This window comes from Nitrosospira sp. Nsp14, assembly GCF_900113575.1.
Taxonomy (GTDB): domain Bacteria; phylum Pseudomonadota; class Gammaproteobacteria; order Burkholderiales; family Nitrosomonadaceae; genus Nitrosospira.
This window is the reverse complement of the sequence record NZ_FOPV01000013.1, coordinates 75,405-92,872: the sequence shown is the minus strand read 5'-3', so window position 1 is coordinate 92,872 and position 17,468 is coordinate 75,405. Positions and strand designations below refer to the sequence as shown.

At 53.9% G+C, this 17,468-nt stretch carries 17 protein-coding genes, 1 pseudogene and 1 other annotated feature; of the genes and pseudogenes, 8 read left to right on the top strand and 10 right to left on the bottom strand.

The genetic code is table 11. From position 1 onward, the window contains the following. Positions 1–180 precede the first annotated feature (180 nt). Together BM022_RS09885 and BM022_RS09880 are read right to left on the bottom strand one after the other, a co-directional pair. Entirely contained in the window at positions 181–678 is a 498-nt protein-coding gene (locus BM022_RS09885) for a hypothetical protein (protein ID WP_091138933.1), read from the bottom strand. A gap of 154 nt (positions 679–832) precedes the next feature. After that, a complete protein-coding gene (locus tag BM022_RS09880; RefSeq protein WP_091138931.1) occupies positions 833–1,312 on the bottom strand; it encodes a VOC family protein in 480 nt (159 codons plus the stop codon). A 590-nt stretch (positions 1,313–1,902) separates the two neighbouring features. On the opposite strand from BM022_RS09880, the pseudogene BM022_RS09875 reads away from it, so the two are divergent. The 3 genes and pseudogenes from BM022_RS09875 to BM022_RS16450 all read left to right on the top strand — a co-directional run. Further along, positions 1,903–2,212 (top strand): annotated as a pseudogene (locus BM022_RS09875) (IS3 family transposase); the annotation flags it as partial. 333 nt (positions 2,213–2,545) lie between these two features. Further along, complete coding sequence (locus tag BM022_RS09870) at positions 2,546–3,139, top strand: DUF4136 domain-containing protein (RefSeq protein WP_091138928.1); 594 nt, start codon at positions 2,546–2,548, stop codon at positions 3,137–3,139. Between the two features lie 59 nt (positions 3,140–3,198). Continuing rightward, complete coding sequence (locus BM022_RS16450; RefSeq protein ID WP_091138927.1) at positions 3,199–3,387, top strand: DUF899 family protein; 189 nt, start codon at positions 3,199–3,201, stop codon at positions 3,385–3,387. Here the strand turns inward: BM022_RS16450 and BM022_RS09860 are convergent. Both BM022_RS09860 and BM022_RS09855 read right to left on the bottom strand, forming a co-directional pair. Beyond that, entirely contained in the window at positions 3,375–4,967 is a 1,593-nt protein-coding gene (locus BM022_RS09860; RefSeq protein WP_091138925.1) for an MFS transporter, read from the bottom strand. The two genes, BM022_RS16450 and BM022_RS09860, sit on opposite strands and share 13 nt — an antisense overlap. 359 nt (positions 4,968–5,326) lie before the next feature. After that, the gene (locus BM022_RS09855; protein ID WP_091138923.1) at positions 5,327–5,725 is read right to left on the bottom strand and encodes a hypothetical protein; all 399 of its coding nucleotides are present in this window, start codon (positions 5,723–5,725) and stop codon (positions 5,327–5,329) included. Positions 5,726–6,191: 466 nt separating this feature from the next. Between BM022_RS09855 and BM022_RS09850 the strand changes: the two genes are divergently transcribed. Beyond that, positions 6,192–6,611 (top strand): DUF1842 domain-containing protein, encoded by a 420-nt coding sequence (locus tag BM022_RS09850; RefSeq protein ID WP_091138922.1) that lies wholly within the window; start codon positions 6,192–6,194, stop codon positions 6,609–6,611. Positions 6,612–6,697: 86 nt separating this feature from the next. Here BM022_RS09850 and BM022_RS09845 read toward each other — a convergent pair. From BM022_RS09845 to BM022_RS09825, 5 genes are all read right to left on the bottom strand, one after another. Further along, positions 6,698–7,926 (bottom strand): IS3 family transposase gene (locus BM022_RS09845; RefSeq protein WP_091138920.1). Its coding sequence is split into 2 segments (ribosomal slippage): positions 6,698–7,638 and positions 7,638–7,926, totalling 1,230 coding nucleotides; the frame shifts between segments, so codons are not numbered across the junction. Further along, positions 7,532–7,648 (bottom strand) — a sequence feature (AL1L pseudoknot). Its footprint overlaps the gene before it by 117 nt. A gap of 400 nt (positions 7,927–8,326) precedes the next feature. Next, positions 8,327–9,490 carry a DUF2252 family protein gene (locus tag BM022_RS09840; protein WP_256209117.1) on the bottom strand — a complete coding sequence of 388 codons (1,164 nt, stop codon included), beginning with the start codon at positions 9,488–9,490 and terminating at the stop codon, positions 8,327–8,329. Between the two features lie 1,120 nt (positions 9,491–10,610). Beyond that, positions 10,611–11,186 (bottom strand): CNP1-like family protein, encoded by a 576-nt coding sequence (locus BM022_RS09835; RefSeq protein ID WP_091138917.1) that lies wholly within the window; start codon positions 11,184–11,186, stop codon positions 10,611–10,613. 86 nt (positions 11,187–11,272) lie between these two features. After that, entirely contained in the window at positions 11,273–11,872 is a 600-nt protein-coding gene (locus BM022_RS09830) for an SRPBCC family protein (RefSeq protein ID WP_256209110.1), read from the bottom strand. 467 nt (positions 11,873–12,339) lie between these two features. Next, the gene (locus tag BM022_RS09825; RefSeq protein ID WP_091138916.1) at positions 12,340–13,575 is read right to left on the bottom strand and encodes a hypothetical protein; all 1,236 of its coding nucleotides are present in this window, start codon (positions 13,573–13,575) and stop codon (positions 12,340–12,342) included. A gap of 285 nt (positions 13,576–13,860) precedes the next feature. Here BM022_RS09825 and BM022_RS15535 point away from each other — a divergent pair, with 285 nt between their 5' ends. Then, positions 13,861–14,010 (top strand): hypothetical protein, encoded by a 150-nt coding sequence (locus BM022_RS15535; RefSeq protein ID WP_177191681.1) that lies wholly within the window; start codon positions 13,861–13,863, stop codon positions 14,008–14,010. Continuing rightward, entirely contained in the window at positions 13,940–14,128 is a 189-nt protein-coding gene (locus BM022_RS16445) for a PEP-CTERM sorting domain-containing protein (protein WP_091138914.1), read from the top strand. Before BM022_RS15535 ends, BM022_RS16445 begins: the two co-directional genes overlap by 71 nt. Here BM022_RS16445 and BM022_RS16440 read toward each other — a convergent pair. Further along, complete coding sequence (locus BM022_RS16440; protein ID WP_177191680.1) at positions 14,072–14,236, bottom strand: hypothetical protein; 165 nt, start codon at positions 14,234–14,236, stop codon at positions 14,072–14,074. The two genes, BM022_RS16445 and BM022_RS16440, sit on opposite strands and share 57 nt — an antisense overlap. A 501-nt stretch (positions 14,237–14,737) precedes the next feature. Between BM022_RS16440 and BM022_RS09815 the strand changes: the two genes are divergently transcribed. Then, the gene (locus BM022_RS09815) at positions 14,738–15,853 is read left to right on the top strand and encodes a PEP-CTERM sorting domain-containing protein (protein ID WP_091138912.1); all 1,116 of its coding nucleotides are present in this window, start codon (positions 14,738–14,740) and stop codon (positions 15,851–15,853) included. Between the two features lie 351 nt (positions 15,854–16,204). Further along, positions 16,205–17,356 carry an HAF repeat-containing PEP-CTERM protein gene (locus BM022_RS09810; RefSeq protein WP_091138911.1) on the top strand — a complete coding sequence of 384 codons (1,152 nt, stop codon included), beginning with the start codon at positions 16,205–16,207 and terminating at the stop codon, positions 17,354–17,356. Positions 17,357–17,468: the final 112 nt, after the last annotated feature.

Here is a 17,468-nt window from a genome sequence, read left to right as displayed (position 1 = left end):
TTGATGGGAATAATGTTCCAAGAATTCAAAATCATCTCAAAAATCAATGCTCATGCGCTTTGGTAAGTCCTTGATTTATTAATTCACTTCACTGGGGTACAATTTTTCCGTTTTGCGAACTGACTCCTTTAGTACCCCAAGAATTAAGTGGCGGGTTTGGCAGCTGTGTGCATGTTACCCCTACTTGCAGGTGCCACTGCATGAGATTATACGTTCCGCGCAGGTGATTTCGTCAAAACGTGCGGCATCGCGGAATTCCAGGTTACCGCCAGAGAGCATTGCGGGAGCGTTGTTGCAGACTTGTGTACTGGCCACGGGCACAGGTTCCCGAAACCAGTGTACATCCGTGCAGCCAGGGTTACCGTGGCCCACTCGGAGAAGTAGGGTGTAGGTTGTACACCTCAAGCCCCGATGCTGCACAGTTCCTTCGGCATTCCACGAGCCGTCGCGCCGCGCCCACGCCTTGAAATCCCCGAAATCGAAATCGAGTTTCACCGGTTTGCCATCACTGTTCCATTCGGCAGCTTGCCGCGCAATTGTAGTACGGCCCGCAACGGGCACATCAGGATCGCTGGCAATGGCGGAAAAATTGATCAAGAAGAGCGCCACGAGGTTGAGCATTACAATGGCGTCGCGAATATAGTGGCTCCTGTTGAGTAGCATTAGATAAAAGAGCATGGGCAAATTCCTTGTATCAGAAAATTAAATTGTACAAATTATGAATAGATCTGCAGGATGTATCAGATCGTGAATGCTCTGCTCCCACCCAAAGCAGCCATTCCCGCCAACACAAGCACGCAGGCGCGGCGATACGGGTTAGCCATCGGAAGCGTCAGCCACGTCGAGCCGCTTCAATCACAGCTATGTCGATCTTTCTCATTTCCATCATGGCTTCGAACGCGCGCTTGGCCGCGGCTGGATCAGGATCGGCGATCGCGGTGGTCAGGGCGCGTGGCGTGATCTGCCACGACAGTCCCCACTTGTCCTTGCACCAGCCGCATGCGCTTTCTTGGCCCCCATTTCCGACAATCGCGTTCCACAAGCGGTCCGTTTCGGCCTGGTCGTCGGTCGCAACCTGGAACGAGAATGCCTCGTTGTGCTTGAACGCTGGGCCCCCGTTCAGGCCGAGACAAGGGATGCCCATTACCGAGAATTCGACTGTCAAGACATCGCCCTGTTTGCCCGAAGGATAGTCGCCAGGCGCGCGATGGATCGCCCCCACTGCGCTGTTCGGGAACGTCTCCGCGTAGAACTTCGCAGCATCCAAGGCGGTGCCGTCGTACCAGAGGCAAATCGTGTTTTTGCTGGCCATCTTGGTTCTCCTGAGTTGGAAAGATACGTGTATTCAACCTTAGCGTTTTATCCTCTGTCAAACAAGCGGTTGCATCAGAAATCAGACAATAAAGCACGCTAAGTCGGTTGCAGTGACCGTAGCGGCCTGAACATGCTACCGCTGATTTTGGCGCTGCTGCGCCAGAGGTAATCGCCGGTGAGGTTGATATGCTACCTGCCCAGCGGCAACAGGTACTGCAACAGGGCATCATCAAAAGTCTGGCCGTGGCCGCGCAAGCCCAGATCCATCGTTAGGCAGCTTCCGACCCGATTAATGACGCTATTGTTGCCTTACTGCTAGTTCCTCGCGGTGGGTCAGCCCGACCTTCAAAACATATTCCTCAGCACCAGTCATACGCTTCCAAGCCTCATGTTGAGCGGCCATGCAACCGGGCATTTTTCAAGGAGGTCTCCCCACAAATCCATCAGGTCTTCGGTGAACGCGACAAGCAGCTTTGCTTGTCCTGCCTCCTTGGCGCTATATCGCTCGGGAAGTCTTTTACACCATATGGCAGCCAAACCGCCAGATCGACCAGGTCCAAGTTGCCACTTGATATTTAGAAGGGCGTCCGGGGCAGTCAGTACGCCAGTCTTGCCTTCCAGGACAAGCTGAAGGAATGCGGTATGGTTTGCTCGATGAGCTGCAAGGGGAATTGTTGGGATAACGCCCCGACCGAAAGCTGGTTCAATAGTCTCAAGAACGAGCGTGCGCATGGGCTGCGCTATGAAACACGAGCAGCGATGACATTGACGAGCGTCGAGTATATCGAGGTATTCTACAATCGGAGACCGCGCCCCCCCGACGCTGGGCTACAAGCCGCCGATGCAGCTCCTTGATGACTGGCTCGCTGCTCAGCAGAACGAACAATTGGTAGCATGAACCACACCTGTTGGAGGACGAAAAATCGAGGGAAAATCACGTGCATAGCCCTTGGAATGAAATGCCCTTCTGAGTCGTTGTGCCTTACCCTATACCCCAAAAACCGTATACTTTATTCCCGCCGACCACGGAATTTAGGATGATTTGGGGCGGAATGCGATACAGTAAGCCACTATCAGCGGTTGCACTTCGAATTTGAACCCGCGATAGGTTATCCGGTTGAAACATGCGATTAAGCCCATCGGATTTTCCTGTCCATTCCAAGTTGGAATTCAGTATACGTTCTGGGTTAGTGTGTTCTGCACGAGACCCCCAATATAAGGGAGATAGAAGATGAATATCAGATTCTGGCTCGTATCGCTGGCCCTGGGGCTGTTAGCTGCCGGTTGTGCGGGACCGTCGAAGGTTCTCACGGATTTTGATCCGTCCGCCGACTTTCCCGCTTTTCGCACATTTGCTTTCACGGGGCTGACGGATAAAGATCAGGGTGGAGTGTTGGACAATTCGCTCTTACGGAAGCGGATCGAAGCGATGGTCGGTCAGCAGTTGACCGCCAAGGGGCTACAGCGAGTCGGCTCGGAAGAGCGTTCTGACCTGTTGGTACATTTTTGGGTGGGTGTAAAGGACAAGCAACGTGTTGAGAGTACCGGCATGCCGGCGGGCGCCTATGGTGGCAGGTACGGGTGGGGGCCCAACTATCCCTATGGTGGCAGATATGGGGCAGGCGGCTATGGGGGTGATGTGACCACCTATGAGTATCAGGAAGGTACCTTGATCGTGGATCTGGTTGAGTCGTCGAAAAAAGAGTTGGTGTGGCGCGCGACGATTGTGGGAACATTGTCGGGGAGCCAGGAGGAGAATCTAAAAATGGCCGACACGGGAATCGCTAAGGCATTCGCAGACTACCCCCCGGCCAGAAAGAAGTGATCAGATGGTAATATTCCGACGTCAATTAACGGGAGCGGTGTCCTCAGGCAACTCCGCATCTGACGCATCTTCACGCGTGCGACACCGCGCTGGTCTTCGTCTCGCGTGCCCCGGTGGACGAGATCGAAGCGTTCCATAAACGCATCGGCTGGCAGATGCCGTGGTTCTCAACCATTGATGGAACGGTCCTCCTCGTGGTCCTGTGGATCAGTTCAGTCCAGGCCTTTAGCTATAGCTATTCGCCATAAAACTGGTCCGATCGGTGTTGACCACGCTGCCCTATGAGCCGCCATGCACTATAGGAACTTGCCAGCGCCAGCACAGCCGACAAAAGCATGACCCAACGAAATCCATAGACGAAAGCATCACCGACATCGGCCTTTACAGTAATTTGTTCGTCCCGAGTCGCTGCGGCCGGCACGTCGATCCCGGCTAGCCTGTCCCAATGCGCAAAGACTTCCCTGCTCACCCCGGGCGACACTTTGTGTTCGAGATCAGCTATCGCATGCCGGAAGGCCACGCTCATCACGATGCCAAACAGCGCAATCGCCAGCAGCGCAGCAAGCCGCGAGACGGCATTGTTGATGCCGGACGCAGCGCCGGCCTGGCTGCTGTCCAGGGCATTCATCACGGTGGTCGTGAGCGGCGACACGCTGATCGCCATGCCCAGGCCCAGAACCATTACAGCCGGGAAGAACGTAAGCCAATAGCTTCCACCGGTCGCTGGCAATGCGAATAGGCCAAACCCCAGCGCAGCAATAGCCGGGCCGATCATCAACGGTTTCTTCGCGCCGTAACGGTCTACCAGCGCGCCTGCCCAGCGCGACAACAGGAACATGGTGAGTATGAAGGGCAGCAAGGCGGCGCCCGCCTCCACTGCAGTATAGCCCTGCACCTGTATCAGGTTGAGCGGCAGAAAATACAAACTTCCGCCCAGGGCGGCATATAGAAGCAGCGTGAGCAAATTGGCCCCGGAAAAGTCGTGCGAACGGAAAAGCTGCAGCGAAAGCAAGGGCGCGGGATGCCCACGCTCCTGCAGCACAAAAGCCACTGAAGCGACCGCAGCCAGTAAAAAGGAACCGGCAACCCCCAAATCGAGCCAGCCGGCGGTAGAGGACAGAATAAGAGCGAATACCAGCGCGCCAAGACTGATGCTGGCCAATGCAGCGCCCAGCCAGTCCAGGCGCCCCTTTTCCCTGCCCCGGCTTTCAGGTACGTAGCGCAAAGTGAGGAATAGCACTGCCAGCGCCAGCGGGATATTGACTAGAAAGGCGGCACGCCATGACCACTGCTCTATTAGAAAGCCGCCTGTCACCGGTCCCAGTGCGGCGGTGATTGCGGTATAGCCGGACCAGGTGCCGATGGCTTTGCCACGAACATCCGTTGGGAACGAGGCGCTGATCAGCGCAAGGCTGCCCGGCACCAGTAGTGCTCCACCCACGCCCTGCACGGCCCTGGCGCAGATGAGCTGCTGGATGCTGGCTGCCATGCCACACCATACGGATGCCGCGGCGAACAGCATGACGCCGGCCAGAAATACCCGGCGCCGGCCGTACCGGTCGCCAGCGCTGCCGCCTGCCAACAGCAGGGCCGCCAGAAACAGCGCATATGATTCGATAACCCACTGGACCTGTCCTGCGCTTGCGCTGAATTCATGCTGCAGCGCCGGCAGGGCAACATTGACGACTGTGCTGTCAATGAAGACCATACCGGAAGCGAGTATTGTCGCCGCCAGCACCATGGGGCGAACGTGCTCGGCGCATGGGGCAGCGGCTGGCGCAGCCATGATCGCGGGCTCATCGGATGCGGAAGCAGTGCAGAGACTCATCTGTCATCCCCATAAGTAGCGTCTCCACGGTGCTCGAAGCTCATGGGACGGCGTTCTTCCCTTCAAGCCTTTTCAGAGCATGAATCGAGGCTTAACCCGAGATCATGCATTGGCCCCGAAATGAGGATTGCGTCTCCGCTGGCCGGCTTGTTTCGATCGGATCGAGATACACGTTGATCAACACGCCAACACGTGGTGGCCCCGACGACGCTCGCCGGTAATTTCCGCTACCAGTAGGCGCTCCCGCATGATCCCGTACAGGCGATTGATGACGACATACCGGAAGGAGTGAAGTGTTTTTGCGGGATGTCCCAGCGCATGCCGCCTTGCTTTAAATTTCGCGGTTGATACCCTTGCCGTCACGATGACACATAAAAGACGATGTAATTGACCCGAAGAATGATCCCGTTCGGACCCCTGACCGCCAAGTTACCGACTACTTCCAGTTGTGCCGTCCCGCTGCCCCTGTCCACGTCGACGAAGGCCGGCACGCGTGCGCTGTCGACGGCCCATAGCGCATCACTCACCGCGCCATCATATGCGAAACTCGCTAGGGACATGGTGCAGCTTGCTATCGGCCCAACGGGACCTAAATTCACGGGCCCGACAGTGAAAGTCAACGTATCCCTGCTGATCGCCCCTGGAGTATCGCCCTTGAAAACACATTCCACAATCCCGCTGAGGATCGTGAGGCCCCCCGCTGCCAGGCCGGGTGGAATGGTTTGATTGGGATCCACTGCAATCACTGAAATTGCCATGTGGTTCTCCTTCACTCGTTTAATCTATTGCCATTGCGCTCGCGCTTGAACACCAGCCAAGTCAGGGCGCGGTTGGGCCAGGACAGCAGGCGACATGGCTACAACAATAGCCTGTCTCCAGTAGAGTTCGAAAAAGCAGTATAGCAACCGGCTCAAAAGTGTCTAGTGAAAGCGGGGAATTCAAGCAGGTGCTCGGCGCCTACGAGCGGGAAGATTTCGAAATCTTGCGTATTTGGAATTGAGAAGTGCAATCGGCACGCCTCTGCGCACCGAGCCAAGGAGAGAATAGGCGGGGAATTTCAATTGTATTTATTGCTTTGCTTCGCAAGAAAGCGGATTAGGATCAGCTTCCGCCTATGAACGATAGTATCTTTTAATACGCGGGCATGGTCCGTACATGGAGTTAAAACGGGGGCGTATTCCGAAAAGCCTCATGAGTAGGACAAATAACTTATAAGGTTTCGTTATGACAGAAGTAGCCCAAAAAACCCAGTATGAGAGTTCACTGATCGGAGCTTATTTAGTAACTGGAACCGTAGGAAATGTTGGAATGCCCGGCGCTCCAATCATGCATTTTTCATTAGTGGTTGTTCCGGGAGCACATACCGTATCCGGTACAGTCGAAATTACCCAAGCACTTGCTTCTCCAAATGGAGTTATCGTTGTAAAAAATGTAACTGGACAAATTCGCCCTACTGGATTCGGCACCGTTACCCAAGTCGTTTCACTTGAAGGTGAATATGTTCAAAGTTTTCCACCTCCCGCAATCGGATCTTACCTGGCTAAATTCACTGCCAATATGGCTATTGATAATAACTGGAACGGTACCGGTGGTTTCACTTACGAAAATCACGATGTAAATAATGTTCCTGTAAAAAAACAGTAACTGGTATTTCAATTAGTGATAGCTCAAGCAGCCTTGCTTGAGCTGTCTGAACCGCCCTGGATTTCATGGAGGCTGGTTGGTTTAAGTTAGACCTCTACCGTGGCCTTTTCTGCCTGCTGTCGATAATAATTTTCCTCGGCCTCAGCCGGTGGAATATAACCGATGGGTTCGAGCAGACGTTGATGGTTGAACCACGATACCCATTCCAGGGTGGCCAGTTCCACCGCCGCTTTTGTCTTCCAGGGCGCACGTCGGTGTATCAATTCGGCTTTGTACAGGCCGTTGATGGTTTCAGCCAAGGCATTGTCGTAACTGTCTCCCCGGCTGCCCACCGAGGGTTCAATACCTGCTTCGGCTAGACGCTCGGTATAGCGGATAGAGACATACTGGGAGCCTCTATCGCTGTGGTGGATCAAGCCATCGGAGAGCTTTGGCTGGCGAGCATAGAGCGCCTGCTCCAGCGCATCGAGTACGAAGCCCGTGTGCATGGAACTGCTCACGCGCCAACCTACGATACGCCGGGCAAATACGTCAATGACGAAGGCCACGTACAACCAGCCTTGCCAAGTCGAAACATGGGTAAAGTCCGAAACCCATAGCTGATTTGGGTGTTCCGCTTTGAATTGCCGATTGACCTTGTCCAGCGGGCATGGGACCGATGTGTCAGGAATCGTGGTGCGTACGGTTTTACCCCGTTGTACGCCTTGCAGCCCCATGCGCCGCATCAAGCGTTCAACCGTACAACGTGCCACGTGGTCATGTTCGCGATTGAGCTGATGCCAGACTTTATCAGCGCCATAGACCTGCATATTGGCCTGCCAAACACGTTGAATTTCCGGCATCAGCATGTCATCACGCTTGGCGCGTGCGCAACGCAATTCTGGATTCCTTTGCTGCGCAGCGTAGCGCCAGTAGCCTGACGGGGCAATCTGCAACACCTTACAAATCGGCTCGACCCCGCAGACATCCCGATGCGCATCAATGAACGCTCTCAAGACTTGAATCGGCGGTCGAGCTCCGCCTGGGCGAAAAACGCACTGGCCAGTTTCAATATCTCGTTGGCTTTTCGCAATTCTTTCACTTCGCGCTCTAGCGCTTTTACCCGCTCCCTTTCAGCGCTCGTCACCCCATTGCGCATGCCGGTCTCGACCTCGTGCTTGCGCACCCATTCGTTCAATGTCTGTGGCACACACCCTATCTTGGGCGCAATAGACTCGATGGCTGTCCACATGGAGGAGTACTCGCCGCGGTGTTCGAGCACCATGTGTACCGCACGCTCACGTACCTCGGGGGAAAACTTGTTTGATTTTTTCATGGCTCCATTCTCTCAGATGTTGGAGCCTCCTCAAATCCCGGGGCGTTTCAGTCATTTACCACCTGGCAGTACTGCATGACGACCGTCGACCCACGGCATTTCTGTTTGTTATATCTCAGCTGTACGATATGACAGACCACCCTGCAAAAACCGATTAAGCAGCTGATATCGCGTAACGGGGAAGATACGCTCAGGCTTGTCAGGGAGAATGACCGCTACATCACCTAGTCCTAGCTGCAGCGCAAGCAGGAGCGTTTCGCTCTTCGCCACGCCAGGAGCTTCAGGATGGACACGGCCGCGAAATAGTTCAGCAAATATGTGCTGAATTAACCTTCGATCCCGATGCCTATGAATTACATTTTATGCAGGTCAAATTTGAATGATCGGAAATACTGCTGAATTAGTCATGCTCGTTTTTCCCCACTGAGTATTTTCGGCAATGCTCGAGGTACTGCCCTTCATGATTTGTAATCAAATGCACGATACTTGTCCAAAGCCACGAAGGGGCATCCAGGGTTTTAAATCGATTTTTCTGAAGTTCGCTAAACCACATTTTTTTGGTGGAAACATCCATCTGCCCCAGATGTGCTCTTCCAACTATCGCCCCCAAGTACCTCGCGAGTTCCCTCGCTTCGTCTTCCGTCAAGCTGCCGACTTCAATTTTCATATCCTGGGGAAGTAGCTCCCTTAGGAACACCGATTTATCCAGGAAGCGTGCTGCCGCCATTCTTTCTCCCAGGTGGGGCGAAAGATGCCGGGCCGCTGCGACAACCCGATCGGCATGTTCACCCGGTATCAATTGACCCTGTTGCTTCGGCGCAACTGGCAACGTTGCTTCCTTGATGTCCATCAGGCAAAACGTTTTTTCATCGGAAGCACTGTTTTGTATTTGAAGCAGCACAGCATAGCGAAGGTTTCCCAACGAACTGCAACCTTTTTGCCAGTATGCGGCATCGAGGAGCTTTACAACCGCGTTGTCATCCTTCAGACGTAGCGAAGTCACGAGGTGTGTTACGGTTTTTAGCTCGAATAATTTTTTGATGGACTCTCTCTCCTCCGGAGAAAGCGGCCAAAAATTTTTTCCCAGCGGGATAAGTGGAGAGGATTGCTCCAACCGTTCCTTAGCTAACTCCTTCCAGGTCCGCCTGGTTGCTTTTCTTTTTGCGATTTTTATAGATGTTGGAGTTTTGATTGGCTTCGATTCTGGTTCATCCCGAATATCGAATGCATGCTCATAACCTGACATTAAGTTTTCGATTAGTTGTGCAGTGATAATACCCGGCAAGCCGGATCCACGTACGGCCGAAGCAAGAGATAACCCGAGCCGTATCAAGTCGTGTGCCGGGTTTCCAATAACGGCTTGGTCAAGATCCCTGATCTGTATGTCAACTTTTCCTTCATGATTGGCGATGGGACCGAGGTTCCCTGAGTGACAATCGCCGCAAATCCAAATAGCGGGTCCCGATGGAAATCGCATCGTCTTCTCTTCCAGCCATTCGTAAAACTTGGCCGTGTTTCCTCGTACATAAGCATGAGGTGATCTAGCCATTTTCCGATTCCGCATTTCGGAAAGAATGTTTTTTCGCTCACCAGGAGCGGGGGGCGTGAATTCTGGACTCTTCATGTGCAGGTTGAATTATTGCCTTGGCAAGCGCCATTAATATTAAGGAAAGATTAGAGGGTCCGCTGGGATAATTGTTCCTGCAGCTGGCGTGTCATCCTCAAGCTATGCATAAAGCATTGCGCCTCGTCCTGGATGGCCGATGCGCCGGTCGAGCTGGATTTTCGCAGGCAATTGACCCACATATCCGGATAAACAAAACCCGCCGGGAGCGGGTTGGGGAGGAAATACTTGTTAGTACAGCTAAAGAATCAGATTAAAGCTTTTTTGTGATTCATACCGTTCTGTTGGCACATTGTAGTTATCCGACCCTAAGTCTCGATGTGGTAAAAAACTTTCGCTCTGAGACTTCGCTCTTGCCAGCTTTATTCGGTACCGATTGATAAGCTATTCATTTTTTATTGGTTGGGATTAGAAAACGATGATGCTAGATTTTCCTCTGATGATTTCTGGAGGAAATGAAAATGCCGCTCGACACTTCCCGCTTTGTTTTTGGTATATTTATAGTGCTGGTGAGCCTGACCGCCCGGTGGTTATATGCGATTTGAAGGCTGAGTTGCCTCTCACTGGAAGGCCTGGACGTGCTTGGATTGCTGGACATGCCGAATCTGCTGAGGCTCGGGCAAGGCTCCTGACCGATGGGATGGAGAACTTTGTAGGAGTGCGGAAAACGTTTGCTGCGGTGTGAAGCAGAGCATTGAGCCGGACATGAATTCCTGTACTATTGAGTCAGTTCGCTAGAGCACAACCTGTTTTCAGATGCCCACCTTCTTGCGCTTTGCCACAAGACCGAGCGGACCCAGGGTCGTAAATAGCAAAGGCACAATTCCTGGGCTCAGGCATACGGAGACATCTGCAACCAACTGGTCCGGGTTTTTGGTCACGCGGATTCAAAAGAACAATCCCAGGCGACGCGCCACCAGGGGTATTCAAGCCCGTCATACCCGACTGCGCCAGTGACGAAAGTATGCAGCGCTGTGCCACACCGCGAAAGTCGCAACCCGACACGGCGCTGCCTGTCGCGATGGGCTTTTCAACATGAGAGTTCAGTATATATCGCTGGCTACTGAATCACGCGTGGATGGCTGCCTCTCTTCAACGCTTGAATGGCCTCTTTCTCATTTCTTACAATGACATTAGCCGGGCAGAAGAAGTATCTGGAAAGCGCCCGTTGCGCATAATGCTGAGAGATATCTTGAAGTTCCTCCCATTTTGATTCCCGCGTCCGTACCCAGGTCCTGTCGTCACGGCCAATGGCATAGAGCCTTTTTTCGGAAATCTGAAATTTAAGTATCAATATTTTCAGTCTCGCGCTCTCTCTCACGCCATCGGTTGCACACCGCATACCCTCGTAGCTCACGTTCACCGCTCCTTGGGGTGATTTGATTACCAGCGTGTAGCGCACTATGCCATCCTCTCCGACGACGATAGAGGGAGCATCAATGTAATGAAGATTATTGCTGGCCGGGCCGGCGTCAAATGGCAGCAGATTCTCCGCTTTGGGGTAAGCAGGCAATTGTACCTGCAGTTCAGCCCAAGATTTGTCACCATCAAAATCACTATCGAATCCCTCCACTGGCTTTCGGGCGGCGCACGCCGCGAGCGTCAGCAAGCATAGCAACAACAGAATTTTTTTCATGATAAAAAATCAACTAGCGCAAATATTCACTCCGCCAGTTTCAAGCACTACACTACCTTTCGTGCTCAACCAGCAGGAAAGCAGCATTAAATTCCGCTAGCGGAGTTTTGGGGTGGTGTCGAAGAAGCGGAGGCCCGTTTTCTCTTGATTATCTCATTTCGCATTTCATTGAACTGCTCGCGCATTTCAATCTCGATGAAGATCTTTCCCACTGCCGCAGGGATCCAGACTTTCGGGATGGCATCGCTACGATGGATCACACGAGTTTGTCCGCCTTCGTCAATCAGATAAGTAGCACCGTCCAATTTGCGCATATTGCCACTGATCAGGTGCGACCGTATTTCATGGTAAGGAATCAATCTTACTTCCCGTGTTGACTCGAACGGATAGCGCAGAAGGCCGTAACTCCCAGCGCCGCGCTGGAAAATCCTAAGCGTGGCTTCAGAAACACTGATCACCTTGCTCTCCTTCATGTTAGTGACAAAATCAGCCATGTTTTCGAAGTCGGTCAGTACGTCCCAGACCTCCTGGCGGGTTGCTGGAACAGCAAAATTAAGGTCAATGATGATATTTTCCCCAGCCATGTTGACCTGAACTTCAATGTCCTTACCCTTCAGCGAATCCGCAAGCGAGCCCGCCGTAAACAGCAATGACCACATGAATAGCAAGAAGGAAGCGTTTTTCATCGGCATACACAAGAAAGGGGCGGTTACTCACTCTCGGAATCAAAGGAATCTGCGGCTACTATACTGTTATAGACGGACCGCTCGGGCCCTGCCGTAAATCGAACTACGTTACAGAGTTAAATCACGGCGAGTCTTGGGCGCACGCGGCGGGGAGAAGGCAGGACTCAGGTCCCAATAAACCGAAGGCAGCAACAAATCGACAGGCTGATGGATATTGTTGATATATCAACAGCAAATACCCGCATAGCACGGTTTATCCAGCATCTGAGGGAGTTGACGTTCATGGTCCATGTGGCGCAGCTTCAAGAGTCCTGCCTACACGGGAGACTGGAATCAGTGCCAGTGGTAAGGTGACAAAAGGAGAGAGTGTAGCTTGTGACTTAAAATGGCAGGGTATCCGAAAGGAGGGCCTGTTTTATCTAAAGCTCCCCTCTACATCGAACTTGTTTAGAGGTTTCTTACGTTCTTTAGAGGTTTCTTAGCCAGTCCCGGGAGACGGATATCATATGGACGCCATGATCGGGAGCTTCACCCGTCCATGAGAATAAGAAATTTGAACCGTCCGCAACCATTTGCGGCACGCCGCTATCTCGTCCGGCACTGATTTCCGCAAGGCGTATCAACCGACCGGATGAGCCATCGGTATACAACTTGCGTAGCACCAGATGGGCTTTCATTGTGGCCAGGTCTGGCGCCGTAATCCAGGAAATGACTGCGGTACGGTCATCGATCCAGGCTAGTCCAACGCGTCCAGTCGGGTTTTTCCCATCCACTTCCATCGTCTGACCGAAACTCTGCCCGCCGTCAGTGGAGAATGCGGCGTTTACGCGGGGCCGGTCGCCCTGAGCGGTAAACCACGCAGCGGCAACTTGCATGCCGCGGGCACTCAACATGGGTCCGTTGACCGGGCATCCATCAATTTGCCATTCCTCTTTACCCAGCGGCGCAGGTGCTGACCATGCGTCACCAAGCAAACGCGCCACCCGGTGATCGCGGATCTCGTTCTCCGTGCGGCCACGCCAGGCTGCAACTGGACCGGCTGGTGTTACCGATACTGTTGTCCAGCAGCACGTGCATGTACTGTTGTCGATGATCTGCTCGCTATCCATGCTGCCATCGCGATGAATGCGTGCATAGCGTAAAGTGAAAGCCGATTTGCCACCGGCATCCCGCTTGCGCCGATCGCGTCCATCCAGCCAGATCACGCCGGCACTTTCATGCAGGGGGAATATCGTGGCAAAACCATATTGCGCCGCTGTAGGGCTGCGATGCGGTGGACGGGGAGCACTCCAGGTCATGCCGGCATCCGGGGAAACGGATATGGCAATATCGTAGTGATAGGCGTTCTCCCCTTCTTTATTGATTAGCCAATGCGCCACCCAAAAGGACTCGTCAATGGGTACCACAGATGGAAAATCGCTCCAGTTGACGAACCAGTCATTACCGCGCGCGGCTTCGCCCTTGTTGATCCACCGTCCATCGCGCAGTACGCCATACTTGAGGGCATGACCGTCGGGAAAGGGTTCTACCCAGCTCATCAATATGCCACCAGCCGGGAGCACGGCAAAGCGAGGGGACTGAGCGCCGAGGGCCGCAGGGTTTGCAATATTCCGTATTTTTGCTGCCGGTTGGGCCGCCTGGCCCAGGGTGGCGGTTACCATTAATAAACTTAGAATAGCTTTGATATGCAAGCTGTAGGTCACTTATCACCACCCGCAAGCTAGTGTATGGAAGCCAAGCCAAAGCATAGTGCGGAAGCGTCGATTTGAGAATGCGGCAAATTGCCGCGCGGCATTTTGTCGCACCACCTCGTAAGAACTGCCAAATGGACCGGGCCGCTTACCCACCAGGGCTGGGGATGAGGTTCCTTGATAGCGGAGCAATGGTTAATCGGCGCTCATGATCGCCTTGAATCTGGACATAGCCGACGGGAGGGAACCTCCCTTGGAGAATTATCTCTCGCACGTCTCCAGGGTCGGATTCTCTCGATGGTGGCAGAAGCGGTATCGGCTGGCAATGCCGACCTCATGCGTGGATTGACGAAACAGGAACTCGTCCACAAGACGGATGAAGAGCTCTCAGGCTTGCGCTGGCCCGCCACCCGGAGTTACCTTTACCGAAGCATCAGCTATCAATAACATGGGGCAGGTCGCAGCCAATGGCGTCTCCGTAATCCCCGAACCCGAAACCTATAGCATGCTACTGGCCGGCCTGGGTCTGCTGGGCTTCATTGCGCGCCGCCACCGGACTGCTTGAGCAGCGTTTGATGCCCAGCCACAGGGGAGCAGCTGTCGGCTTGTGGCTTTTTGTTTCCAGCGCCTGAGAATCGCTTCCTGCGACTTGGCGGCAGTTCGAATCTGACATTGTTTGCCCGGTCAAATCCTAACTCCTACATTTTTATCGCACAAGAAGAAAAATGCGGTTCTGCAAAAAACCGAATGGAATGGCCCGCCCGGCAGGATTCGAACTCAAGACCCCTTGGTTCGTAGACACCTACACTAACGGAGTTTTTACATTTTAAATCTATAAATATCTGATTAAAAAGCGTTAATATATTCTCCATAGTGCACTTAAAGTATAGCGGTCGAGATTTGATCCTACCCTCGTCGACAGATTCAAGGTGCCGCTTTCGGCACAAAACAGTCCATGGCTACTGCTCAGTGTTTGTGAGACCAGGAGTTAGATTTCTTCAGTTGGACAGGCCGCTCGGCTCATATACTTTTCCCTTGATTGATCTAAGCTGGATTGTGAGAAATGGTAGCTGGGCAGTTATCTTTGACCCAAGGGACCGAGCTGTCGGTACGCTTTTCACAAATCAGCAGAAGCCCGGAACCTTAAAAAACCCCCTCTTGTTGAGGAAAAATCATGAAAATTACCCGTAGCTCTACAATCCAAAGCTTGATCCTGACCGCCGCCCTGAGTATCGGGCTGGGTTTTGTTTCCCCTGTCTCCGCACAACATGCATACATTGTAGACTCCAATAGCAAAGGACTGACTGATCTCGGGACGTTGGGTGGAGGTTACAGTGAGCCCTATGGCATTAACGACGCCGGGCAGTTGGTGGGGGGGTCCACCACGGCCGTAGATGCAATGCATGCCTTTATCACCGGCCCCAATGGCGTGGGCATGACCGATCTCGGGACGCTGGGTGGCCGTGACAGTTCCGCCTCTGGCATCAATGAGGCCGGGCAGGTGGTGGGGTACTCCGACGTGCCCTCAAATGCTGACCATGCCTTTATCACCGGCTCCAATGGCATGGGCATGACCGATCTCGGGACGCTGGGTGGAGTTAACAGTTTCGCCCGTGGCATCAATGACGCCGGGCAGGTGGTGGGGTACTCTGACACGGCCACAGGTACTACGCATGCCTTTATCACCGGCTCCAATGGCGTGGGCATGACCGATCTCGGGACACTGGGTGGAGGTACCAGTTACGCCTTTGGCGTCAACGACGCCGGACAGGTGGTGGGAAACTCCATCACGGCCGCAGGTGTTGACCATGCTTTTATCGCTGGCCCCAATGGCGTGGGCATGACCGATCTAGGGACGCTGGGTGGAAGTTACAGCGTCGCCTATGGGATCAACGACGCCGGGCAGGTGGTGGGGAGGTCCGCTACGGCCACAGGTATTGAGCATGCTTTTATCACCGGCCCCAATGGCGGGGGCATGACCGATCTCGGGACGCTGGGTGGAAGTGAGAGTCAGGCCTATGGTATCAACGACGTCGGGCAGGTGGTGGGGACCTCGGACACGGCCTTTATCACCGGCCCCAATGGCGTGGGTATGACCGATCTAAACTCGTTGGTGAGTCTGCCGGGTGGAGTTGTTCTAACCCTAGGCGAGGCGACTGGGGTCAATAACCAGGGACAGGTCGCCGCCTTTGGCGTCTCACCTATCATCCCCGAACCCGAAACCTACGCCATGCTGTTGGCCGGTCTGGGTCTGCTGGGCTTTATCGCGCGTCGCCGCAGGACTGCTTAAGCAGCGTTTTGCTGAGCCAAAGCGGAGCGGAGGTCGCATATGGCTTTTTGTTTCCAGCGCCTGAGAGTCACCTCCTGGCACTGATCCCACCCTGGTTGTCAGATTCAAGTTACTGCTTTCGATACAAAACGGTCCATTGCTACTGCTCAGTGCTTGTGAAACCAGGAGTAGATGTCTTCCGTTGGATAGGCGGCTGCTCATATACTTTTCCCCTAATTGATCTAAGCTAAATTATGAGAAATGGTGGCCGGGCAGTTATCTTTGACGCATGCGACCCCGCTGTCGGCACGCTTCCATCAAATGAGCAGAGTCCCGAATCTCTAAAAACCCTCTCTTACTGGAGAGACAATCATGAAAATCATCCGTGGCTTCAAAGTTCGTGGCTTTATCCTGGCTGCAGCTTTTTCTGCTGGCCTGAGTTTAGCCACCAGCGCCTCCGCACAAGTAAGATATTCATACCTCGTCGACCTCAATAGCAAGACAGTAACCGCTATTGGTGGTACTGCTAATGGCATCAACGACGCCGGGCAGGTGGTGGGGCGGTCCTCCACGGCTGTAGCTGGTGATCACGCCTTCATCACCGGCCCCGATGGAATGGGCATGAGAGACTTGGGCACCCTGGGAGGGCAGGACTGGAATTCCAGCCAGGCGTTTGGTATCAATGAGGCAGGACAAGTGGTGGGGGAGTCTCAAACATTCAATGGCGTTACCCATGCTTTCATCACCGGCCCCGATGGGATGGGCATCAGAGACCTTGGCACCTTGGGTGGTAATCGCAGTGTTGCTTATGGCATCAACGACGCTGGGCAGGTGGTGGGTATTTCTGACACCGCTGGAGGCGCCACCCATGCTTTCATCACCGGCCCCGATGGGATGGGTATGAGAGACCTTGGCACCTTGGGTGGTGGGTACAGCGAGGCTTATGGCATCAACGACGCAGGACAGGTGGCGGGGGTGTCTGAAACGGCTGGAAGCGGCCGCCATGCTTTCATCACCGGCCCCGATGGGATGGGCATGAGAGACCTTGGCACTTTTGGTGGTAGTTACAGCAATGCTTCTGTCATCAACGATGCGGGGCAGGTGGCGGGTTTTTTTGCCACGGCTGAAGCTCAACATGCTTTCATAACCGGCCCCGATGGGATGGGTATGAGAGATATTGGCACCTTTGGGGGTTTTTACCTCTATGTTTTTGGCATCGACGATGCCGGGCAGGTGGCAGGATGGTCTGAAACTCAGCGTGGAGGCGTTGGCGCTGCCCACGCTTTCATAACCGGCCCCGATGGCGCAGACATGACGGACCTCAATTCGCTGGTTGACGCGCCTGGTGGGCTGGTTTTTGACCAAGCCTCCGGCATCAATAACTCGGGTCAGGTCATCGCTATCGCGGTCCCGGAGCCGGAGATCTCCGCGCTCTTTCTTGCGGGCCTGGCCCTTGTTGGATTCATCGCGCGGCGAAAGAAGACGGGTGGGGAAGCTTTTAGCAAGGGGCAGGCCTTTATTTAAATAAACTTCTCGGCTAATAACCTCCGGGATGCTTAAGCTTCGTCATGCCAGTGCGCACCGTCCATGACTGGGCTCCGAGAAGGACCTGCCGGCTCCAGGGTGGACGACCTGA